The sequence below is a fragment of the Pedobacter sp. genome (assembly GCF_045627485.1).
GTDB lineage: Bacteria > Bacteroidota > Bacteroidia > Sphingobacteriales > Sphingobacteriaceae > Pedobacter.
Genome location: NZ_JAZQNU010000015.1, coordinates 1 through 19,043 on the forward strand (window position 1 = coordinate 1; position 19,043 = coordinate 19,043).

The following is a 19,043-nucleotide window of genomic DNA, read 5'->3' on the forward strand; positions in this document are numbered from 1 at the left end:
GCTTAGCCGGCCTTAGAAGGGCTGCAGCCGTTCAAAGGCCCTTCTAAGGCCCTTCTAACGCCCTTCTAAGGCCGATCTAACTAAGGGCTGCACTGTCTTGTATTTGTCTTGTATTAAAATAGCTATACACGTGTGAAATTAATTTAGTATTGGTTATACAAATAAATTTGGTAATTGCATATCAGCTATACAATCAAGATTTGCTTCTGTTTTATAGACTTTATTTTTCCATCTTTTCTTGAGCGTTCCTGTCATCAAATGAGCCCTTTCGGGCGTTAAATAATCACAACTAGCGTGTAGCCTGACTTCGTTGTAAGCTTTAATTGCCTCTTGGACCCGCTTGCTGGTTTCTATAAAGCCCTGACTTGATTGGTGAAGATTGAACTCGTTTTTTATGATGCCATTAACCCGCTCAGCAAGCGCATTTTCGTAAGGATCGCCATTTTCAGTCATGCTGATGGCGATCCCGTGCTCAATCAACAGACTGGTGTAGGCACCTGAACAATACTGAGAACCCCGGTCAGAATGATGAATAAGGGGCTTGTCGGCATAAATGCGTGCCTTTAAAGCCATATCCAGAGCATCAAGGCATCCTTTTGCGGACAAGTCTTTTCTAAAGCTATAGCCCATGATTTTTCTTGAATAAGCATCTGTAATCAGGCTCAGGTAGCCCCATTGATTGCTTAACCGGATGTATGTAATATCACTGGCCCAGACCTGTTCAGGGCGGGTAACAGCCAGTTCCCCGACCAGGTTATTGTATTTATGCATCCAATGCCTGGAATCGGTGGTAATAACTTTTCTCTTACGCCTGCGAATACCCAGATGGTGTTCGCGCATCAAGTCAAACAAGTAGCTTATTCCAATCTTGATATTATGGCTTTCCAGCGGCACTTTAAGCATTTCATGAAGCTTTAAAGTGCCTGTTGCCGGAAGGGTTTTACGGATCTCTAATACGTTTTGAATGACAACTTCATCCTTAAGTCCCTGATCCTGAACACGCCATTGGTGGTCATAATAAGCATGACGGCTTTTGCCAAACAGTCTGCACAAGTTCTTTATCCCATTTCCAGGATAATCTTGTTTTATTTCGGTGACTGCCTGGCACCAGACTTTTTTCTGATATCAATTTTAAACTGCCTTTCAGCAATATCGATCATGGTATTTAGGGCCACGTTCTTAAGTTCTGCGAATGCCAGGGCCTCTTTGAGGGCCTTTACTTCATCACTGTCTTTGGTTTTAACTTGCTTAGCCATAGCATCAGAATTACTAAGCCTAAGTTCGGAATTTTCTTCCGATTCTTCCTTTATCCAGGAATGAATACTGACAGCGCTTACTATTCCAAAACTAATCCGGGCCTCTGGTATGCTCATCCCTGAGGCAATGGCACGCAATACAGCGCGCTTTTCCGAAGGACTATAAACGCGCTGTTTACTTTGCTGGTACGCCTGAGAGCCGTATTTGCTCATCCAACGGCAAAGCGAGCCATCAGAGAACCCATACTGCTGGCGCAACGCCAACCTGGGTGTGCCATCCTCTACAGCCTGTACGATTTCTTTAATCAAACGCTCATCATAAAAATGTGCAACAGATTTGCGAACCCGTTTTGCTGTGTCTAATTTTTTAGTTGTCATACACTAAGATTTATGTGTATAGCTTTTTTAACAATTGACAAATCAGAATTTTTGCCAGGCTCCAATGAGGTTTTTCGAGTTACCTGATTCGGCCATAGTGAGGGGTGGCAACATTACTGTTTGCCGATAAATAAAAAAGGGTGCAACTGATTTCCAGCTGCACCCTCTCCTAAATATGATAAGAAATTATTTTCTTGGTGTTCCGTCTTCGTTTTTGTCAACCACCGGGCGTTTAGCAGCATTGGCTATTTCCCATGCGGTAAAATATACTAATTGCGCTCTTCTGGTCATCATTGGGAAATCGATCAGTTCAATTTCGTCACCTGGGGCATGATACTCAGGGTGCACACCGTTGAAATAAAAGATTACCGGGATGTCGTGTTTAGCAAAGTTGTAATGATCTGAACGGTAATAAAAACGATTAGGATCTGTACGGTTGTTGTAACGCATGTCCAGGTTCATTTTCACATAATCGTCATTGGCTTTGATACCTAATTTATTCAGGTCAGAACTTAACATGTCAGAACCGATGATATAAATATAATCAGGGTTGTTGGCATGGTCGGCATCAACACGACCAATCATGTCGATGTTTAAATTAGCCACTGTGTTTTTCAAAGGAAAAACAGGGTTTTCTGAATACCATTCAGAACCCAGTAAGCCTTTTTCTTCGGCAATAACAGGCATGAACAAAATGCTTCTTTTTGGTCCTTTACCTGCTTTTTTAGCTTTAACAAATGCTTCAGCAAGCATGAGCACTGCTGTAGTTCCAGATCCGTCATCATCAGCACCATTGTTTACCCTATCTTCACCAGATTCTGTTAAACCAATGTGGTCATAATGCGCCGTAATCACCAATATTTCATGTTTTAATTTAGGGTCTGAACCTTCTAAGAAACCCAAAACGTTTTCGGCACGGATAGGCACCTCTTTACGAACCGCTGAAGCGCAGAATGCTACGTCAATTACTTTCGAAGCAGGTTGTTTGCTTTCTTTAAGTTGTTTCTCCATAGCAGCTACCGAACTTCCAGCTTCTTTTAGAATTTCATTGGCCGTTTTAGTAGAAATGGTAATTACAGGTATGCTTTTGGCAGTGGTCTGCTCTTTAAGGTATTTCGCAGTTTTCATTACCAAACGGCCTTCACCATTGTGGTAACGTTCTTTGGTTTGTTCAGTATACACATCCAATGAAGGATCTACAATCACAAGCGCTGCTGCCTGGTTCTCGGTAAGAAAGTTTACCTGTTCACGTTGTGCAAGCATTCTTTGACGCATTTCATTGCGGTCGGCTGGTGCTGCACCGCCAAGGATCATCACTACTTTATCTTTCAGATCTTGTCCGGCGAAATCGTTGTAACCGTCTTTGTTAACACCGTAACCTGCAAAAAGCACTGGTTTGTTGTTAAAGGTAAAACCTTCGCCAGTTACACTGCCTGGGGTAATGATGAAATCTTTCAATAACTCTTTGGCTTCACCATTGATGGTTACAATACTTTGTACCAGGTTATTGGTAGCCAGGTCTACAGGCTGGTAATAACTTCCATTAACAGGTGCTTTCAAACCCAGGGATTTGAAGTGGTTTTTTATGTATTCAGCGGCCATAAAGGCTCCTTTTTTACCTGTTTCTCGGCCTTCATATTCGTCAGAAGCCAATACCGATAAATGTTTGTAAGCATTTTCCTTGGTAATGGATTTGCTGAATTTAATGGCAGTTTTATCTTGAGCACATGCATTAAGCCCAAGAAATAACACCAGACTGGTGTAAATAAAGTGTTTGTTCATGAATTGTGTGTCGTTATGTAATGTGTTGCAATATTATTTGTTAACAAGAAATTTTATCCACCCGTGTACCATGGCGTCCACCTTCAAATTCGGTGTTTAAAAAGAGGGTAGTAATTTCTTTAGCCAGTTCTTCGGAAATAAACCTAGCAGGGATACATAATATATTCGCATTGTTATGTTTCCTGGCGAGTTCGGCAATTTCTGTTTGCCAGCAAATTGCTGCGCGTATGCCCTGGTGTTTATTGGCTGTTATTGCCACACCGTTAGCACTTCCACAAACCAGAATGCCAAAAGTAGCGGCATTGCGCTCTACAGCTTCTGCCACAGGGTGTGCAAAATCAGGGTAATCAACTGAATCCGGCGTAGCGGTGCCAAAATCAGTTACCTCATGGTCCGACAAAAATGCTTTAAGCATTTCTTTATATTCAAAACCTGCATGGTCGGCGCCAATTGCAATTTTAATGGATGTTGACATGATGTATTATCTATGGTTTATAAGATTGCAGTTCTGTACTGTTCATGGCTTTATTTCTCTTTTTCTCGATATAAGCCGAAATAAAGATACTCAGTTCGTACAATATAAAAAGAGGGAAAGCTACCACCAACATGGTAATCATATCCGGAGTGGGAGTAACAATAGCGGCAATCACTAAAATAAGTACAGCTGCATACCTTCTGCTGGCCCGCATAAATGCAGGCGTCATGATGCCAAATTTCGACAAGATGTAAATAACTACAGGCAATTCGAAGATGATTCCCGTACCGATGGTTAAGGTAGCTACCGACGAAAGGTAAGAGGTTATGGTAAAGGTGTTCTCAATTTCCTTACTGACTGAAAAATTGGTGAGGAAGTTAATGGATAGCGGACAGATGATGAAATAACCAAACAAGATACCGATAATGAATAATAGGGAAGAGAAAAAGACAAATCCACTGGCTGATTTACGCTCATTATCGTGAAGCGCTGGTTTTATAAATAACCACAATTCGAATAGGAGGTAAGGCACTGCAAAAACGATACCTGCCATAATACAGGAGTTGATTTGCAGCGTAAACTGCCCCGCCATTTCCGTGTTGATGATTTTGCCGTTTATTTCGGTAATGCAAAAGTCTTGCCCCAGGGAAGGGAAACTTTCTACCAGGCTACACATCATTCTGTATGTCCAGAAATCAGGTTTTTTTGGCCCCATAATTACGGTTTCGAAAATAAACTCGTAAAAGTAGAATGCAAGAATGGTGAATATGACAGTAACCAGAAGTGCGCGTAATAAATGTTTTCTTAACACATCAATGTGGTCAAAGAAAGACATTTCCGTCTCGATAGCTTTACTTTTATTTTTAATAGAATCGATTAGATCCTGCGTTTTATTATCGCTCATGAATATTGCTTGTTAAAACAAAAATACCATTCTGTTCTATTAGAATGGTATTTACGTTTTAAATATTACAAAAAGTTTATTAGGATTCTGTGAATACGAAGGTTTCCATGAATTTAGTGGTGAAATTACCAGCCCGGAAGTTAGGGTCCTTCATTAATTTTAAGTGAAAAGGAATCGTTGTCTTTACACCTTCGATTACAAACTCACTCAACGCCCGTTCCATCGTGCTGATTGCTTCTTCGCGGGTTTGTGCCACACAGATAAGCTTTGCAATCATTGAATCGTAATTTGGAGGAATCTGGTAACCTGCATATACATGTGTATCTACACGTACACCATGACCACCCGGAGAGTGGAAATTGGTGATTCTTCCCGGCGAAGGGCGGAAGTTATTAAAAGGATCTTCCGCATTGATCCGGCACTCAATGGCATGCATATCTGGTAAATAATTTTTACCGGTAATAGGAATACCTGAAGCTACTTTTATTTGCTCTTTAATTAAGTCGTAATTGATAACCTCTTCCGTAACGGGGTGCTCTACCTGAATACGGGTATTCATCTCCATGAAATAGAAGTTACGGTGTTTATCTACTAAAAATTCGATTGTTCCGGCACCTTCATATTGAACGGCTACGGCACCTTTGATGGCCGCTTCACCCATTTTTTCCCTTAGTTCGGGGGTCATAAAAGGCGATGGTGCCTCTTCAACCAGTTTCTGGTGACGACGCTGAATCGAGCAATCGCGTTCAGATAAGTGACAAGCCTTACCATACTGATCACCGATAATCTGGATTTCAATATGACGTGGATCTTCAATATATTTTTCAAGGTATAAGCCGTCGTTACCAAATGCCGCACCAGATTCCTGACGGGCACTGTCCCATGCATTTTCGAAGTCTTCGTCTTTCCAAACCACGCGCATACCACGGCCACCACCACCGGCAGTTGCTTTCAGGATGACAGGGTAGCCCATTTCATTGGCAATTTGTATACCTTCTTTTACATTGGTTAACAAACCTTCGGAACCAGGAATAGTAGGTACACCTGCTTTTTTCATGGTTTCTTTTGCCGATGCTTTATCACCCATAGAGTTGATCTGTTCTGGGGTAGCACCGATAAATTTAATACCATAGTCACGGCATACAGAAGAGAACTTTGCATTTTCCGATAAGAAACCATATCCCGGATGTATTGCATCAGCGTTGGTTAACTCAGCTGCAGAAATAATGTTAGGAATGCTTAAATAAGAATCTTTACTTGGCGGCGGACCGATACAAACAGCCTCATCGGCGAAGCGAACATGAAGGCTTTCTCTGTCGGCAGTAGAATATACTGCAACAGTTTTGATCCCCATTTCCTTACAGGTACGTATGATACGTAAAGCAATTTCGCCCCTGTTGGCAATTAATATTTTTTTAAACATATAATTGATTAGATAATGATTTACCGATAGGCAAATATTACATAGGTTCTACTAAAAATAATGGTTGGTCGTATTCTACTGGTGATGCATTATCAACAAGTACTTTAACGATTCTTCCTGAAATTTCACTTTCAATTTCATTGAATAATTTCATGGCTTCGATGATGCAAATCACTTTACCTGCCTGGAATTCATCGCCTACGTTTACGAAAGAAGGTTTATCAGGACTAGAAGAGCGGTAGAATGTTCCGATCATTGGTGACTTGATGGTCACGTATTTCGAATTATCTTCAAGCTTTACTTCTGGTTTGTTCTCCACCGCTGCAGGTTGTGCTGCCGCCGCTGCAGGTAATACCGGTGCTGGTGCTGCTGGCTGAGCAGGAACAGTAGTAGTGATTACAGTAGGCGTTTGATTGGTTTTAATGGTGATCTTGAAGTCTACTTGCTCGATGGCGACTTCATTAACGCCTGAACGAGAAACAAACTTGATAAGTTCCTGAATTTGTTTAATATCCATTTTATGTGATTTTAAAAAGATGTATTTCCTTAGATAATACTAAGTTAAGATTATTTTATTAGATAAAATTAATATGCCCATTTCAAGTAAATGGATCCCCAGGTAAAGCCTCCACCGAAAGCGGCAAGGATAAGGGTGTCGCCTTTTTTAAGTTGGCTCTCCCATTCCCATAAACAAAGAGGGATGGTTCCATTGGTGGTATTGCCGTATTTTTCGATGTTGATCATCACCTTTTCAGTTCCAATTCCCATGCGATTTGCGGTGGCATCGATGATTCTTTTGTTGGCCTGGTGCGGTACCAGCCAGGTAATGTCGTCAGAACTTAACTGATTACGTTCCATGATTTCTGCAGCTACATTTGCCATATTGGTTACAGCGAATTTAAAAACCGCCTGGCCTTCCTGGTGTACAAAATGTTCGTGATTATCAATGGTTTCGTGTGATGCCGGGTTTACCGATCCGCCAGCTTTCATGTTCAGGTGATTTCTTCCCGAACCGTCAGTATGTAATAAAGAGTCGATAATACCATTACCTTCTTCATTGGCTTCCAATAAAACAGCTCCGCAACCATCACCAAAAATAATACATGTTGTGCGGTCTTCGTAATTGATAATAGACGACATTTTATCGCCACCAATTACCAGTACGTTTTTATGTTTGCCAGTTTCTATAAACTGTGAGGCAGTGGCTAATCCAAAAATAAACCCTGAGCAAGCAGCTTGAAGGTCATAACCCCAGGCATTTACTGCGCCAATTTTATCGGCGAGTATATTTGCAGAAGCAGGAAATTGCATGTCAGGAGTCGTGGTGCAAAAAATAATCAGCTCGATGTCTTCGGCGCTGATTCCACGTTTTTTTAATAAGCCGTTAACGGCATGTACAGCCATATCTGAGGTGCCTAAACCTTCTCCTTTAAGAATCCGGCGCTCCTTGATTCCTGTTCTGGAGGTGATCCACTCATCTGTGGTTTCCACAATTGATTCCAGTTCCTTATTTGTTAAAACATATTCTGGAACGTAACCATTAACCGCTGTGATCGCGGCCTGAACTTTGCTCATTTTATGTGTTTTTATTTAAATGCGTCTTGTATTTTGCCTACAAGACCTGTGGTAATCATGTCTCTGGACTGCATTACCATGTTTTTGACAGCCAGCGGACTTGATATTCCATGTCCAATAATAACGGGTGCGTTAACACCTAACACCGGGCTTCCACCGTAGTTTTCGTAATTAAAGCGATTGAAGAATTCATCGTTAAAGCCTTTTTTCATGGTAAGCACGTAAAAAGATTCGGCGAGTTTAAGCATGATGTTACCGGTAAAACCGTCACATACAATTACATCAGCCTTTTTGTTGAACAAATCTCTTCCTTCAATGTTTCCGACAAAGTTAATCTGTTTACTTTCTTTTAATAAAGCGAAAGCAGCCAGGCTTAGAGCATTTCCTTTTTTATCTTCCTCGCCAAGATTCATGAGCGCCACTTTAGGCTTTTCAACATGCATCACGGTTTCCAGGTAGAGTGCCCCTACGATACCAAATTGCAATAAAAAGTCTGGTTTGCAGTCGGCATTTGCACCAACATCCACCATCAGACCAATACCGCCATCAAGCTTAGGAACGAAACTGGTTAGACATGGTCTAAGTACGCCAGGGCATGTTTTTACACTTAATACGGCGCCAACAAGCATGGCACCAGAATTACCGGCACTGGCAAAAGAATCCAGCTTACCTTCTTTAAGTAAGTTAAATCCTACGGAAATACTTGAATTTGGTTTTTGAAGGATTGCTTTTGTGGCATGATCGCCCATACCGATTACTTCGTCAGTATGAACGTATTCGAAATGATCCGGGTTGAATCCTTGTTCGGAAAGTAAAGGTTTAATCTGCTGTGTATCGCCAATCAGAACCAAATGTTCTCCAGGCGATAATAATTGATGAGCTGCTATTGCTCCCAAAACATTTGCTTTGGGAGCATAGTCCCCGCCCATTATATCGAGACCTATTCTCATAGTAAAAAATCAGTTTGTGTAATCAGCATTTATTGCATTTTTTTGATTGTCTAAGTTAAACTTAAACACCAGCAAAACACAAACTATTTTTCAAGAAAGTTAACCTATAGAGGTGTTTTCAATAACTAATTTGCCATTGTAGTACAAGTTACCATCAACGTTATAAGCACGGTGAGGCACGTGTATAGCGCCAGTGGTTTGGCAAGTAGCCAGAGAAGGAGCTTCTGCTTTATAGTGTGTTCTTCTTTTGTCTCTTCTACTTTTAGAAATCTTGCGTTTAGGATGTGCCATTACTAATTTGTTTAATTATTATTTTAATTTTTTTAATGCCGCCCACCGTGGGTCTTCATTTTTTGTTTCTTCTTTTTGTTCTGTGCCGTAAGCTAAGGCTTCCAGTTTTGCAATCATTTCCTGATCGCAGGCCTGGCCATCCCCATTCTCTTCACATATCTTAATGAAAGGCACTGATACGCTGATCAATTCGTAAAGAATTGCAGAAAGATCAATACTACTTTCTTTTTTATTCAACATAATGATCTCCAGATCATCACTTTCTTCGTCTTCGTCGGCAAACTTAACAATTTGACGCTCCTTAATTGCTATAGGTGCGTTAAATTCTGCTAAACATTTATCGCAGTCTAATTTTACTGTTCCATCTATCTGGATTTGCAAAATTAGCATTGTTTCTTGTTTGTCTAACTCTACCGTTGCTTTTAAGTGGCCTTTTTTAACTAAACCATACTCAAAAGCATCAAAAAAGCTGTTATCAATGTCAAACTCAAAAAGATGTTTGCCAATTTTTAAGCCTGTGAAGGGGATTGAAAATTGTTTTAATGGTTTCACTTGTAACAAAATTTTAGCCCGCAAATGTATGAATTATTTTAACATTTATAAAATGAATTTATAAAATGTTTAGCGCTTTTAATTTGCGTCGTCTTTAACGTCGGTGGCGGTTTCAATGATTTTGCCACCGCTTCGCAATTGACCGCGCAACAAGCTCTCCTGTTCTCTTCTGTTTTTAACAATATGCGTAGCCGCGAATATAGCTTCAATGAAGGAAGTAGGATCTGCAAGGTTCTTACCGGCAATGTCATAACCCGTTCCATGATCAGGAGAAGTACGTACTACCTTTAGCCCGGCGGTATAATTAACACCTGTACTGAAAGCAATAGTTTTAAAAGGCACTAAACCCTGGTCGTGGTACATGGCCAGCACTGCATCAAACTGCTTAAAGGTGCCATTTCCAAAAAATCCATCGGCAGGATATGGTCCAAAACAGATGATTCCTTTATCGAAGGCTTCATGGATAGCGGGGATGATGATATCCTGCTCTTCCATGCCTAATAAACCGTTGTCGCCGGCATGCGGGTTTAAGCCCAATACAGCAATTTTCGGTTTTTCGATCCAGAAGTCTTTTTTCAGGCTGTCGTTAATCATTTTCAGCTTCTGTACAATGTTTTCCTTTGTGATGGATGTTGCAACATCCTTTATAGGGATATGTCCAGTGACAACACCAATTTTAAGTTCCTCACTTATCAGAAACATTAATACATCGGCACCGCCGCTGCGCTGCTGTAAATATTCGGTATGTCCAGGAAATTTAAAGGTATCTGACTGGATATTGAATTTATTAATAGGAGCGGTTACCAGTGCATCAATTTCACCACTGTTCAGGTCTTCGGTCGCTTTTTCTAAAGATAACAAGGCATATTTACCTCCGATTTCTGTAGAAGAACCTAGTTCGATTTTGACATCTTCTTCCCAGCAATTAATCATGTTTGCCTTTTTAGGGTTCGCTGCGCTGGCGCTTGCCGCTATGTGGAAGTTTAAATCAGGTAGGCCCAGGGCTTTGCGGTGGTAAGAAGCTACTTTAGTATGTCCATATACAATAGGGATACAGTAATCAAGGATGGCGTTATTAGCTAACGTTTTGAGTATGACCTCTAAACCTATGCCATTAATGTCACCAATACTTATCCCTATTTTAACTTTATTGCTCATGATCAAAATAGATTTTAGCGCAAAATACAAGATTTAAACAATAATGTTGGTCCGATACTGGTAAAACTTTGCTTATTTTGCGTGCTTAGATCAGGAAAGCATGAGTTTGGTAAGGGCAAAGAAACATTTAGGACAACATTTTTTAACGGATAAAAACATTGCAGGGAAGATTGTTAATGGCCTGGTGCATACCGACCAGTATAAACAGGTGCTGGAAGTAGGGCCGGGAATGGGCATCCTTTCTGATATTTTACTTGCCCGTGAAGACCTGGAGACTTTTTTGATCGATATTGATGTAGAATCTTACCATTTCCTAAAGGAAAAATACCCGCAACTAGGTGATCGCCTGATTAATGGCGACTTTCTGAAATTAGATCTACAAACCGTATTCCCCGGTAAATTTGCTATCATCGGTAATTTCCCCTACAATATTTCTTCACAGATACTGTTCAAGATCCTGGAACATCGCAACCAGGTGGTTGAAATGGTGGGTATGTTCCAAAAAGAGGTGGCAGAGCGTTGTGCCTCTAAAGAAGGAAGCAAGGAGTATGGTATTCTGAGTGTATTGATCCAGGCTTACTATGATATTGAATACCTTTTTACTGTAAAGCCAGGGACTTTCAATCCGCCGCCTAAAGTAAATTCAGGTGTTATTCGTTTAACCAGGAACGCTACGGTAGAGTTGCCATGTGATGAGAAATTATTCTGGCGTACGGTTAAAGGCGGTTTTAATCAACGAAGAAAGACACTAAGAAATGCCTTATCTGGCACAATTTCAAAAGACAGAATGGATGATCATCCATTTTTCGATAAAAGGGCTGAGCAGCTAAGTGTGGCTGACTTCGTTACCCTTACCCAACACCTCACGCATTTAAATAAGCTCGCTGAATAAGAATTATGGCTGCCCTTAAGATATTAATTGTTGATGACCTTCATCCCATTTTTAAAACGAAAGCCCAGGCTTTAGGTTATGAAGTAGACGACCGGCCAGATATTAGCCGCGAAGAAACCATGGCTGTTATTGGTGAATACACTGGTATAGCGGTGAGGACTAAATTTAGAATAGACCAGGCATTAATGGATGCCGGGCATTCATTGAGGTTTGTAGCCAGGGCAGGGGCGGGTTTGGATAACATTGACCAGGCTTATGCGCAGTCAAAAAATATTATGTTGATTAATGCCCCCGAGGGGAACCGTGACGCTGTGGGCGAGCATGCTACAGGGCTCTTGCTGGCTTTAATGAATAAATTCCAGTCGGCCGGAGCTAAGATCCGCCAGGGCATCTGGGACCGTGAAGGCAGCCGTGGCTGGGAGCTAAAAGGTAAAACTGTAGGTATCATTGGTTACGGATTTATGGGCCAGAGTTTTGCGAAGAAACTCGCTGGTTTTGAAGTTAACGTGATTGCTTACGATAAATATAAAACAGGCTTCACCAATGAATATGCAAAGGAAGTAAGTATGGAAGAAATTGTTAAACACAGCGATGTGTTGAGCCTGCATATTCCGCTTACTTCGGAAACCAGACAACTGGTTGATGAAGAGTACCTGTTTCACTTTAAAAAACCCATATTTTTTATAAATACCGCAAGGGGAGAAATAGTAAACACACGTGCCGTATTATCGGCTATAAAGGCGCAGCGCATATTGGGTGCTGGTTTAGATGTGCTTGAAGTAGAGAAGTTTCCTGCATTGGGTGCTCAAGACTGGTACAAAGAATTGATCGCTACCGATCAGGTGATTCTTACGCCACACGTGGCTGGCTGGACCTATGATTCTTACCGGAAAATATCTGAAGTGCTGGCCGAAAAATTAGCCGCTTTATAAAGATTTTTCCAGCTTAAATATTTGCTTTTGTAATATTTCGCTGTTATCTTCGTTTGAATTCGAAGCAAGACTATGTTGGCTGGTGGCCGGTATAGTCTTGTTTGTATTTAAGAGAAATCCGAATGATTATATCGGGAAAATTAACATAACAACATAATTATAATATAAAATTAATTGAGCTATGACAGAGGTAACGTATTATACGCAAGAAGGTTTAGAGAAACTAAAGCAAGAGATACATTATTTGAAAACGACGGGAAGGCAGCTCATCTCAAAGGCGATAGCAGAAGCAAGGGATAAAGGCGATCTTTCTGAGAATGCAGAATATGATGCTGCTAAAGAAGCACAAGGCTTACACGAAGCGAAAATATCAAAGTTGACCAACACGCTTTCTACTGCCAGGCTGATTGATGAATCGAAACTGGATACCTCTAAGGTATTGGCTTTGTCTATCGTTAAAATAAAGAACATAAAAAACGGAGCCATGATGACTTACCAGTTGGTAGCGGAATCTGAAGCTGATATGAAAACGGGTAAGATATCTGTAAAATCACCTATCGCTCAGGGTTTGTTAGGAAAATCTGTTGGAGATAAAATCGAAATACAGGTTCCAGCAGGGAAAATTGAGTTTGAAGTTTTAGAAATTAGCAGATAAGTAAATAACAACAGATGGCAACTATATTTTCAAAGATTGTTAGTGGTGAGATTCCCGCCCATGTAGTGGCAGAGACGACAGAGTTTTTAGCATTTTTAGATGTTAGTCCTTTAACCATGGGGCATGTATTGGTAATTCCTAAACTGGAGATTGACTACATCTTTGATATGGATGAGGAAAGTTATTTTGGACTTACTTTATTTGCTAAGATAGTTGCCGGGGGAATAAAAAAAGCATTTCCATGTGTAAAGGTTGGCATGGCAGTTATTGGCCTGGAAGTGCCACATGTTCATATTCACTTAATACCATTGAACTCGGTAAGTGATATGAACTTTAGTAAGGAAAAACTGAAACCTTCTGAAGAAGAGCTGGCAGAAGCTGCCGCAAAAATAAGAGCTGAACTATAAATTTATTTCAACTTAAAAGACTGAGGCCAGGTGTTAATTCGCCTGGCCTTTTATTTTAACTTGTCGTTATTGTGGTGACGGTCGGCATCGCGGATGCTTTTCTTGACCATGTTTTTCTCCAGAGCAGCGGTGAGGTCGATACCCGTTTGGTTGGCCAGGCAAATCAACACAAATAGCACATCTGCCATTTCATCACCCAGGTCTACTTCCTCATCACTTTTCTTAAAGCTTTGTTCACCATATTTTCTGGACATGATCCTGGCTACTTCACCAACCTCCTCCATCAGGATAGCCGTATTGGTAAGTTCGTTAAAGTACCTCACCCCGGTGGTGGTAATCCATTGGTCTACCGTTTCCTGTGCTTCTTTGATGGTCATTATTCCTTGTTTTTAGTGTCTATGGTAATGGTTACCGGGCCATCGTTCAGCAGGCTGATCTTCATGTCGGCGCCGAATATTCCGGTTTGCACTTCTTTCTGCAGCAGCGTACTGAGTTTTTTGATCATCTGTTTATACATGGGGATGGCTTTATCGGGTTTTGCTGCCCGGGTAAAACCTGGCCTGTTGCCCTTTTTTGTGGCTGCAAATAGCGTAAACTGACTAATCAGTAAAATATTGCCATTAATATCGGCCAGTGCCTTGTTCATAAGGCCCTGTTCATCGCTAAATATCCGAATGCCTGCAATCTTTTGCGCCAGCCAATCAAGGTCCTCGGTGGTATCGGCATCTTCAATGCCAAGAAATACCAGTAAACCCTGTTCAATAGCACCTGTTACCTGCTCATCTACACGGCATTCGGCCTGCGTTACCCTTTGGATCACTGCTCTCATCTGTTTGTTGGTTCTTTAGGCGCGTGTTTCATTGCCATGGAAAATACTTAGATAACTCTCATACCGGCTTGGCGCAATTTCTCCCTCTTCAACAGCTTTGATGACTGCACAACCTGGCTCGTTTACATGCCTGCAATTGTTAAACCGGCACTTGTTCATCAGGGCACGCATTTCTACGAAATAGTGGCCCAATTCTTCTGGTTTAATGTCAAATATTCCTAGCTCCCGTATGCCCGGCGTATCAATAAGGTATCCGCCAAAAGGCAGGGTATGCATTTCGGCAAAGGTGGTTGTATGCTGTCCTTTATCGCTTGATTCGGAAATAATGCCAGTTTTGATATCCCTTCCTGGCAACAGAACGTTAATCAGACTGGATTTACCTACTCCCGAATGGCCAGAGAACAGTGTGGTCTTATCTTTAAGCAGGCCTTCGATTTGTGCAATGTTTGTTCCTTCCAAGGCAGAAACCTCATAACAAGGATAGCCCAGTTTTTCGTATATACTTTTATAAGCGGCTAGAATTTCCAGCCCTTCTTCACTGAACAAATCCAGTTTATTAAAAACCAGCATGGTTGGAATACGATAGGCTTCGGAGGTAACCAGGAAGCGGTCGATAAAACCTAAGGAAGTTCGTGGCGAAGCCAGGGTAACGATAAGAAAAGCCTGATCTATATTCGCTGCGATAATTTGCGCTTGTTTAGATAGATTGATAGACTTTCGAATGATGTAGTTCTTGCGGTCGAACAATTTATGGATAACCCCGGTAGGAGCATTGGGCTCCATATCAAACTCTACCTGATCGCCAACGGCAATAGGATTGGTAGTTTGTATGCCCTTAATCCTAAACTTCCCTTTGATCCTGCAGTCGTAATCGTGGCCATCTTCACCATGTACCTGATACCAGCTCCCTGTTGATTTTATTACTAATCCTTGCATATTGTGCGGTAAAGGTATCAATTTAATATTTTTTAATAATCATTTGGTTATTAGAAAAATATAACTTTACTTTACGTTAAGCACAGTTAGTGTATAAAGTACAACGATGTATAATATCCTTTCAACCATTATTATTATTATTACCACCACCGGGGGAATCTTGGAGGAGGGTAAGCTAATGGTTTAGAAAATAAAATAATTGTAACCACAAAAAAGCACCTTCCTCTAATCAGGAAGGTGCTTTTTTTTTAACCTGAAAAAATGAATATCCTAAAATTCGGCGGCACATCTGTAGGTTCAGCATCAAGCATCAGTGCTTTATTAGCCATTGTAAGTGAAGCCCGTGAAAAAGACGATTGCGTTGTAGTCCTTTCCGCCATGAGTGGCGTGACCAACCTTTTATTAGACATGGCTGATAAAGCACAATTTGGCGAAGATTATACGGCGCAATTGCGAACGCTTGAAGAGAAACATTTCGATGTGATCCGCGCTTTGCTACCAGCCTCTGCACAAAATCCGGTTTTTACGAAGCTTAAGATTTATTTCAATGAACTTGAGGATATTTTACAGGCGGTTTTCAACCTAAAGGAATTAACAGCCCAATCAAAAGACCTGATATTAAGTTATGGGGAGCGATGCTCCACTTTTATGGTGAGCCATATTGCCAGACAAGAACATGTAGATGTATTGGCAGTAGACGGCTCAGAACTTATTAAAACAGATAATGACTACGGGCAGGCTAAAGTAGATATGCCTTTATCGGAAATGCTGATCAATGATTTTTATAGCCAACACGTAGGAAAGCTGCTGTTTGTAACCGGATTTATTTCCAGTAATGATGATGGACGGGTAACCACTTTAGGCAGGGGCGGTAGTGATTATACGGCTGCTATCTGGGGATCGGCACTGAATGCACAGGAAATTCAGATATGGACCGATGTAAATGGGATGTTAACTGCAGACCCCAGGATCGTGGAAAAGGCTTTTTCCTTGCCTGAACTCAGTTATACCGAAGCCATGGAACTGTCGTATTTTGGTGCGAAGGTGATTTATCCGCCAACGATGATCCCGGCCTTTTTAAAGAAGATTCCGATTGTTATCAAAAATACTTTTGACGCATCGTTTCCAGGCACTTACATCAAACATGATGTTAAAACGTCTGATTTACCCATCAAAGGACTCTCTTCTATTGATGACATCAGTATCCTGAACCTTTCTGGAAGTGGTATGGTAGGTAAAGCTGGTTTCAGCGGACGTCTGTTTTCCCTGTTGGCGCGTGAGCAAATAAATGTGGTGTTGATCACGCAATCGTCGTCAGAGCATAGTATAACATTTGCTGTTAAACCAGCTGATGCCATAAAAGCCTTAAACCTGATCAGTAAAGAGTTTGAGCTGGAGTTACAGGCGAAAAAACTCGAATACCCGGAAGTAGAAAACGGATTGTCAGTGTTGGCAATTGTAGGGGAGAATATGAAACACACCCCGGGCATGTCGGCCAGGTTATTCAATGCTTTAGGTCGTAATGGGGTCAATGTACGCGCTATTGCGCAGGGGTCTTCAGAGTACAACATCTCCGTAATTTTAGCAAAAGCTGATCTTTCAAAAGCATTGAATGCAGTACATGATGCTTTTTATTCTGAGTTAAAAAAGACCTTGCATATCTTTTGCCTGGGTACCGGAAACATCGGTAAAACTTTGTTCCACCAGCTGGAAATTCAAATGCCTTTTCTGGCTAAAAACAACGACCTGGAAGTAAAGGTAATGGGTATTAGTAATAGCCGTAAGATGTACCTTAGTCAGCTTGGTTTGGACCTGCAAGACTGGCAAACTAAACTTGATGAGGAAGGGCAGCCAGCAGATTTAAAACAATTTGTGGCACAAATGAAGGCTATGAATTTACCGAATTGCGTGTTCGTGGATAATACAGCCAGCACTATACCGGTGTGTTTTTATGAAGAGGTACTGGAAAGCAGTATTTCAATTGTGACCTGCAACAAAATCGGAAATTCATCTGATTTTGCGCAGTACTGGGCTTTTAAAAAGGCGGCAAGAACCTACGGTGTAGATTTCTATTATGAAACGAACGTAGGGGCAGGTTTGCCTATTATCCGCACGTTACGCGACCTGACGATGAGTGGCGATAAAGTAGCACGAATAGAGGCCATTCTGTCGGGTACGATTTCTTATATTTTTAACAATTTCAAAGGCGATAAGCTATTTCACGAAGTGGTTAAAGAAGCGCAGGAAAAAGGCTATACAGAACCAGATCCCAGAGATGATCTGAATGGCAAAGATTTTATGCGGAAGATGCTTATTCTGGCGCGTGATGCCGGATATGCAATGGAAGCTAAAGATATTTCCATCGAAAGCATGCTGCCCCCAGCCTGTCTTAATGCCAGTTCTGTAGAAGATTTCTACCAGGAGTTGGAAAACAATGCTGCTTATTTTGAGAACATGAAAACACAAGCTAATAACAATAATCAAGTGTTGCGTTATATTGGCAAACTGGAGGAGGGCAGGGTGGAAATAACCTTGCAAATGGTGGATGATTCACATCCTTTCTTTGCCCTTTCGGGGAGTGATAATATCATTTCTTTTACCACCGACCGATACAAGGAACGTCCTCTGGTAATTAAAGGTCCCGGCGCTGGTGCCGAAGTGACTGCTGCAGGTGTTTTTGCTGACATTATAAACGTAGGCAAGAAATGAGCGCATCTATAAGAGTATTCGCCCCGGCCACAGTTGCTAATGTAGTTTGTGGTTACGATATATTAGGTTTTGCCGTTAATGCCCCCGGAGATGAGGTGGTAATGACCAGGAGGGATACACCCGGTGTAGTGATTTCGAAAATTACCGGCGATGACGGCCGTTTGCCATTGGATCCCTGTAAAAACACCGTAAGTGCCAGTGTACAACATTATCTTGAACATATTGGCCGCCAGGATGTTGGTGTTACGATCGAGTTGTATAAAAAGATGCCTATAGGAAGTGGATTGGGTTCCAGTTCTGCCAGTACAGTTGCAGGGTTATTTGCCATAAATAACCTGATGGGTAATCTGCTAAGTAATAAAGAACTAGTGCCTTTTGCAATGAAAGGTGAGGAGCTGGCCTGTGGTTATGGTCACGCCGACAATGTAGCACCAGCTTTATTAGGCGGCTTCGTGTTGATCAGAAGTTATGAACCCTTGGATGTGATTAGCCTGCCATCACCTGAAGGCATGTATACGGCCATCGTTTATCCAGAGGTGGATGTGCCCACGAAAGATGCCCGGCAAATGATTCGCAGCAAGGTGATGTTGAAAGAAGCGGTAAAGCAATGGGGTAACGTAGGCGGTTTAGTAAGCGGCCTGTTTTTAAACGATTACGACCTCATTGGGCGCAGCATGGTCGATGTGCTGGTTGAGCCCACACGTTCGATTCTTATCCCTGGCTTTTATAAAATGCGCGCTTTAGCCATGGAAAACGGCGCCATCGGTTTCGGTATCTCAGGTTCCGGTCCATCGGTGTTTGCCCTTACCCGTAATGAGGAAACTGCCCAGGTTATTACTAATGCCTTACAACAATTATTAAAATCTATCCATATTAATAGTTTGGCTTACGTGTCGCCTGTTAACCAGGCCGGACCCGTTATTCTTGATTAAAATCACT

At 41.5% G+C, this 19,043-nt stretch carries 21 protein-coding genes; 6 read left to right on the forward strand and 15 right to left on the reverse strand.

Going from position 1 to position 19,043, the window contains the following annotated elements:
- Positions 1-153: 153 nt before the first annotated feature.
- The 12 genes from ACR2F3_RS00890 to pdxA form a co-directional block, all read right to left on the reverse strand.
- On the reverse strand, positions 154-1,053 hold the full coding sequence (locus ACR2F3_RS00890; RefSeq protein WP_432708100.1) for an IS3 family transposase: 900 nt from the start codon (positions 1,051-1,053) through the stop codon (positions 154-156).
- A 32-nt stretch (positions 1,054-1,085) separates the two neighbouring features.
- Positions 1,086-1,634 (reverse strand): hypothetical protein, encoded by a 549-nt coding sequence (locus ACR2F3_RS00895; RefSeq protein ID WP_432708101.1) that lies wholly within the window; start codon positions 1,632-1,634, stop codon positions 1,086-1,088.
- 186 nt (positions 1,635-1,820) lie between these two features.
- Positions 1,821-3,416, reverse strand: a complete 1,596-nt coding sequence (locus ACR2F3_RS00900; RefSeq protein WP_432708102.1) for a M28 family peptidase — start codon at positions 3,414-3,416, stop codon at positions 1,821-1,823.
- A gap of 40 nt (positions 3,417-3,456) precedes the next feature.
- Entirely contained in the window at positions 3,457-3,891 is a 435-nt protein-coding gene (gene rpiB / locus ACR2F3_RS00905; RefSeq protein WP_432708103.1) for a ribose 5-phosphate isomerase B, read from the reverse strand.
- A gap of 10 nt (positions 3,892-3,901) precedes the next feature.
- Complete coding sequence (gene tatC / locus ACR2F3_RS00910; protein WP_432708104.1) at positions 3,902-4,795, reverse strand: twin-arginine translocase subunit TatC; 894 nt, start codon at positions 4,793-4,795, stop codon at positions 3,902-3,904.
- Positions 4,796-4,874: 79 nt separating this feature from the next.
- A complete protein-coding gene (accC, locus tag ACR2F3_RS00915) occupies positions 4,875-6,218 on the reverse strand; it encodes an acetyl-CoA carboxylase biotin carboxylase subunit (protein WP_432708105.1) in 1,344 nt (447 codons plus the stop codon).
- Between the two features lie 37 nt (positions 6,219-6,255).
- On the reverse strand, positions 6,256-6,735 hold the full coding sequence (gene accB / locus ACR2F3_RS00920; protein ID WP_432708106.1) for an acetyl-CoA carboxylase biotin carboxyl carrier protein: 480 nt from the start codon (positions 6,733-6,735) through the stop codon (positions 6,256-6,258).
- Positions 6,736-6,803: 68 nt separating this feature from the next.
- Complete coding sequence (locus ACR2F3_RS00925) at positions 6,804-7,793, reverse strand: beta-ketoacyl-ACP synthase III (protein WP_432708107.1); 990 nt, start codon at positions 7,791-7,793, stop codon at positions 6,804-6,806.
- Positions 7,794-7,804: 11 nt separating this feature from the next.
- Positions 7,805-8,743, reverse strand: a complete 939-nt coding sequence (gene plsX, locus ACR2F3_RS00930) for a phosphate acyltransferase PlsX (RefSeq protein ID WP_432708108.1) — start codon at positions 8,741-8,743, stop codon at positions 7,805-7,807.
- A gap of 99 nt (positions 8,744-8,842) precedes the next feature.
- Positions 8,843-9,034, reverse strand: coding sequence for a 50S ribosomal protein L32 (gene rpmF / locus ACR2F3_RS00935; protein WP_196860909.1), 192 nt, complete (start codon positions 9,032-9,034; stop codon positions 8,843-8,845).
- A gap of 18 nt (positions 9,035-9,052) precedes the next feature.
- A complete protein-coding gene (locus tag ACR2F3_RS00940; protein WP_432708109.1) occupies positions 9,053-9,586 on the reverse strand; it encodes a YceD family protein in 534 nt (177 codons plus the stop codon).
- 78 nt (positions 9,587-9,664) lie between these two features.
- Positions 9,665-10,744, reverse strand: coding sequence for a 4-hydroxythreonine-4-phosphate dehydrogenase PdxA (pdxA, locus tag ACR2F3_RS00945; RefSeq protein ID WP_432708110.1), 1,080 nt, complete (start codon positions 10,742-10,744; stop codon positions 9,665-9,667).
- 100 nt (positions 10,745-10,844) lie between these two features.
- On the opposite strand from pdxA, the gene rsmA reads away from it, so the two are divergent.
- From rsmA to ACR2F3_RS00965, 4 genes are all read left to right on the forward strand, one after another.
- Positions 10,845-11,636: a 16S rRNA (adenine(1518)-N(6)/adenine(1519)-N(6))-dimethyltransferase RsmA gene (gene rsmA / locus ACR2F3_RS00950; RefSeq protein WP_432708111.1), complete on the forward strand. Its 792-nt coding sequence runs from the start codon at positions 10,845-10,847 to the stop codon at positions 11,634-11,636.
- 5 nt (positions 11,637-11,641) lie between these two features.
- Entirely contained in the window at positions 11,642-12,568 is a 927-nt protein-coding gene (locus ACR2F3_RS00955; RefSeq protein WP_432708112.1) for an NAD(P)-dependent oxidoreductase, read from the forward strand.
- Positions 12,569-12,749: 181 nt separating this feature from the next.
- Complete coding sequence (gene greA, locus ACR2F3_RS00960; RefSeq protein WP_432708113.1) at positions 12,750-13,223, forward strand: transcription elongation factor GreA; 474 nt, start codon at positions 12,750-12,752, stop codon at positions 13,221-13,223.
- Positions 13,224-13,237: 14 nt separating this feature from the next.
- Positions 13,238-13,630: an HIT family protein gene (locus ACR2F3_RS00965; protein WP_432708114.1), complete on the forward strand. Its 393-nt coding sequence runs from the start codon at positions 13,238-13,240 to the stop codon at positions 13,628-13,630.
- 50 nt (positions 13,631-13,680) lie between these two features.
- Here ACR2F3_RS00965 and ACR2F3_RS00970 read toward each other — a convergent pair whose 3' ends face one another.
- From ACR2F3_RS00970 to rsgA, 3 genes are read right to left on the reverse strand one after another with little or no spacing between them, the layout of a single operon-like run.
- Positions 13,681-14,007: a nucleotide pyrophosphohydrolase gene (locus ACR2F3_RS00970; RefSeq protein WP_432708115.1), complete on the reverse strand. Its 327-nt coding sequence runs from the start codon at positions 14,005-14,007 to the stop codon at positions 13,681-13,683.
- Positions 14,007-14,459, reverse strand: a complete 453-nt coding sequence (gene dtd / locus ACR2F3_RS00975) for a D-aminoacyl-tRNA deacylase (protein ID WP_432708116.1) — start codon at positions 14,457-14,459, stop codon at positions 14,007-14,009. Before dtd ends, ACR2F3_RS00970 begins: the two co-directional genes overlap by 1 nt.
- 15 nt (positions 14,460-14,474) lie before the next feature.
- On the reverse strand, positions 14,475-15,395 hold the full coding sequence (rsgA, locus tag ACR2F3_RS00980) for a ribosome small subunit-dependent GTPase A (protein WP_432708117.1): 921 nt from the start codon (positions 15,393-15,395) through the stop codon (positions 14,475-14,477).
- 261 nt (positions 15,396-15,656) lie between these two features.
- On the opposite strand from rsgA, the gene thrA reads away from it, so the two are divergent.
- Together thrA and ACR2F3_RS00990 are read left to right on the forward strand one after the other, a co-directional pair.
- Complete coding sequence (gene thrA / locus ACR2F3_RS00985) at positions 15,657-18,104, forward strand: bifunctional aspartate kinase/homoserine dehydrogenase I (RefSeq protein WP_432708118.1); 2,448 nt, start codon at positions 15,657-15,659, stop codon at positions 18,102-18,104.
- Positions 18,101-19,036, forward strand: coding sequence for a homoserine kinase (locus tag ACR2F3_RS00990; RefSeq protein ID WP_432708119.1), 936 nt, complete (start codon positions 18,101-18,103; stop codon positions 19,034-19,036). Before thrA ends, ACR2F3_RS00990 begins: the two co-directional genes overlap by 4 nt.
- Positions 19,037-19,043 lie beyond the last annotated feature (7 nt).

What these genes read in the sequence shown, in the direction of transcription:
- ACR2F3_RS00925 (WP_432708107.1), bottom strand. Translation starts at nt 7,793, where the DNA reads ATGAGCAAAGTTCAGGCCGCGATCACAGCGGTTAATGGTTACGTTCCA.
- accB (WP_432708106.1), bottom strand. Translation starts at nt 6,735, where the DNA reads ATGGATATTAAACAAATTCAGGAACTTATCAAGTTTGTTTCTCGTTCA.
- ACR2F3_RS00900 (WP_432708102.1), bottom strand. Translation starts at nt 3,416, where the DNA reads ATGAACAAACACTTTATTTACACCAGTCTGGTGTTATTTCTTGGGCTT.
- tatC (WP_432708104.1), bottom strand. Translation starts at nt 4,795, where the DNA reads ATGAGCGATAATAAAACGCAGGATCTAATCGATTCTATTAAAAATAAA.
- ACR2F3_RS00970 (WP_432708115.1), bottom strand. Translation starts at nt 14,007, where the DNA reads ATGACCATCAAAGAAGCACAGGAAACGGTAGACCAATGGATTACCACC.
- rpmF (WP_196860909.1), bottom strand. Translation starts at nt 9,034, where the DNA reads ATGGCACATCCTAAACGCAAGATTTCTAAAAGTAGAAGAGACAAAAGA.
- pdxA (WP_432708110.1), bottom strand. Translation starts at nt 10,744, where the DNA reads ATGAGCAATAAAGTTAAAATAGGGATAAGTATTGGTGACATTAATGGC.
- greA (WP_432708113.1), top strand. Translation starts at nt 12,750, where the DNA reads ATGACAGAGGTAACGTATTATACGCAAGAAGGTTTAGAGAAACTAAAG.
- plsX (WP_432708108.1), bottom strand. Translation starts at nt 8,743, where the DNA reads ATGAGAATAGGTCTCGATATAATGGGCGGGGACTATGCTCCCAAAGCA.
- ACR2F3_RS00955 (WP_432708112.1), top strand. Translation starts at nt 11,642, where the DNA reads ATGGCTGCCCTTAAGATATTAATTGTTGATGACCTTCATCCCATTTTT.
- dtd (WP_432708116.1), bottom strand. Translation starts at nt 14,459, where the DNA reads ATGAGAGCAGTGATCCAAAGGGTAACGCAGGCCGAATGCCGTGTAGAT.
- accC (WP_432708105.1), bottom strand. Translation starts at nt 6,218, where the DNA reads ATGTTTAAAAAAATATTAATTGCCAACAGGGGCGAAATTGCTTTACGT.
- ACR2F3_RS00990 (WP_432708119.1), top strand. Translation starts at nt 18,101, where the DNA reads ATGAGCGCATCTATAAGAGTATTCGCCCCGGCCACAGTTGCTAATGTA.
- rpiB (WP_432708103.1), bottom strand. Translation starts at nt 3,891, where the DNA reads ATGTCAACATCCATTAAAATTGCAATTGGCGCCGACCATGCAGGTTTT.
- rsmA (WP_432708111.1), top strand. Translation starts at nt 10,845, where the DNA reads ATGAGTTTGGTAAGGGCAAAGAAACATTTAGGACAACATTTTTTAACG.
- ACR2F3_RS00895 (WP_432708101.1), bottom strand. Translation starts at nt 1,634, where the DNA reads ATGACAACTAAAAAATTAGACACAGCAAAACGGGTTCGCAAATCTGTT.
- thrA (WP_432708118.1), top strand. Translation starts at nt 15,657, where the DNA reads ATGAATATCCTAAAATTCGGCGGCACATCTGTAGGTTCAGCATCAAGC.
- rsgA (WP_432708117.1), bottom strand. Translation starts at nt 15,395, where the DNA reads ATGCAAGGATTAGTAATAAAATCAACAGGGAGCTGGTATCAGGTACAT.
- ACR2F3_RS00965 (WP_432708114.1), top strand. Translation starts at nt 13,238, where the DNA reads ATGGCAACTATATTTTCAAAGATTGTTAGTGGTGAGATTCCCGCCCAT.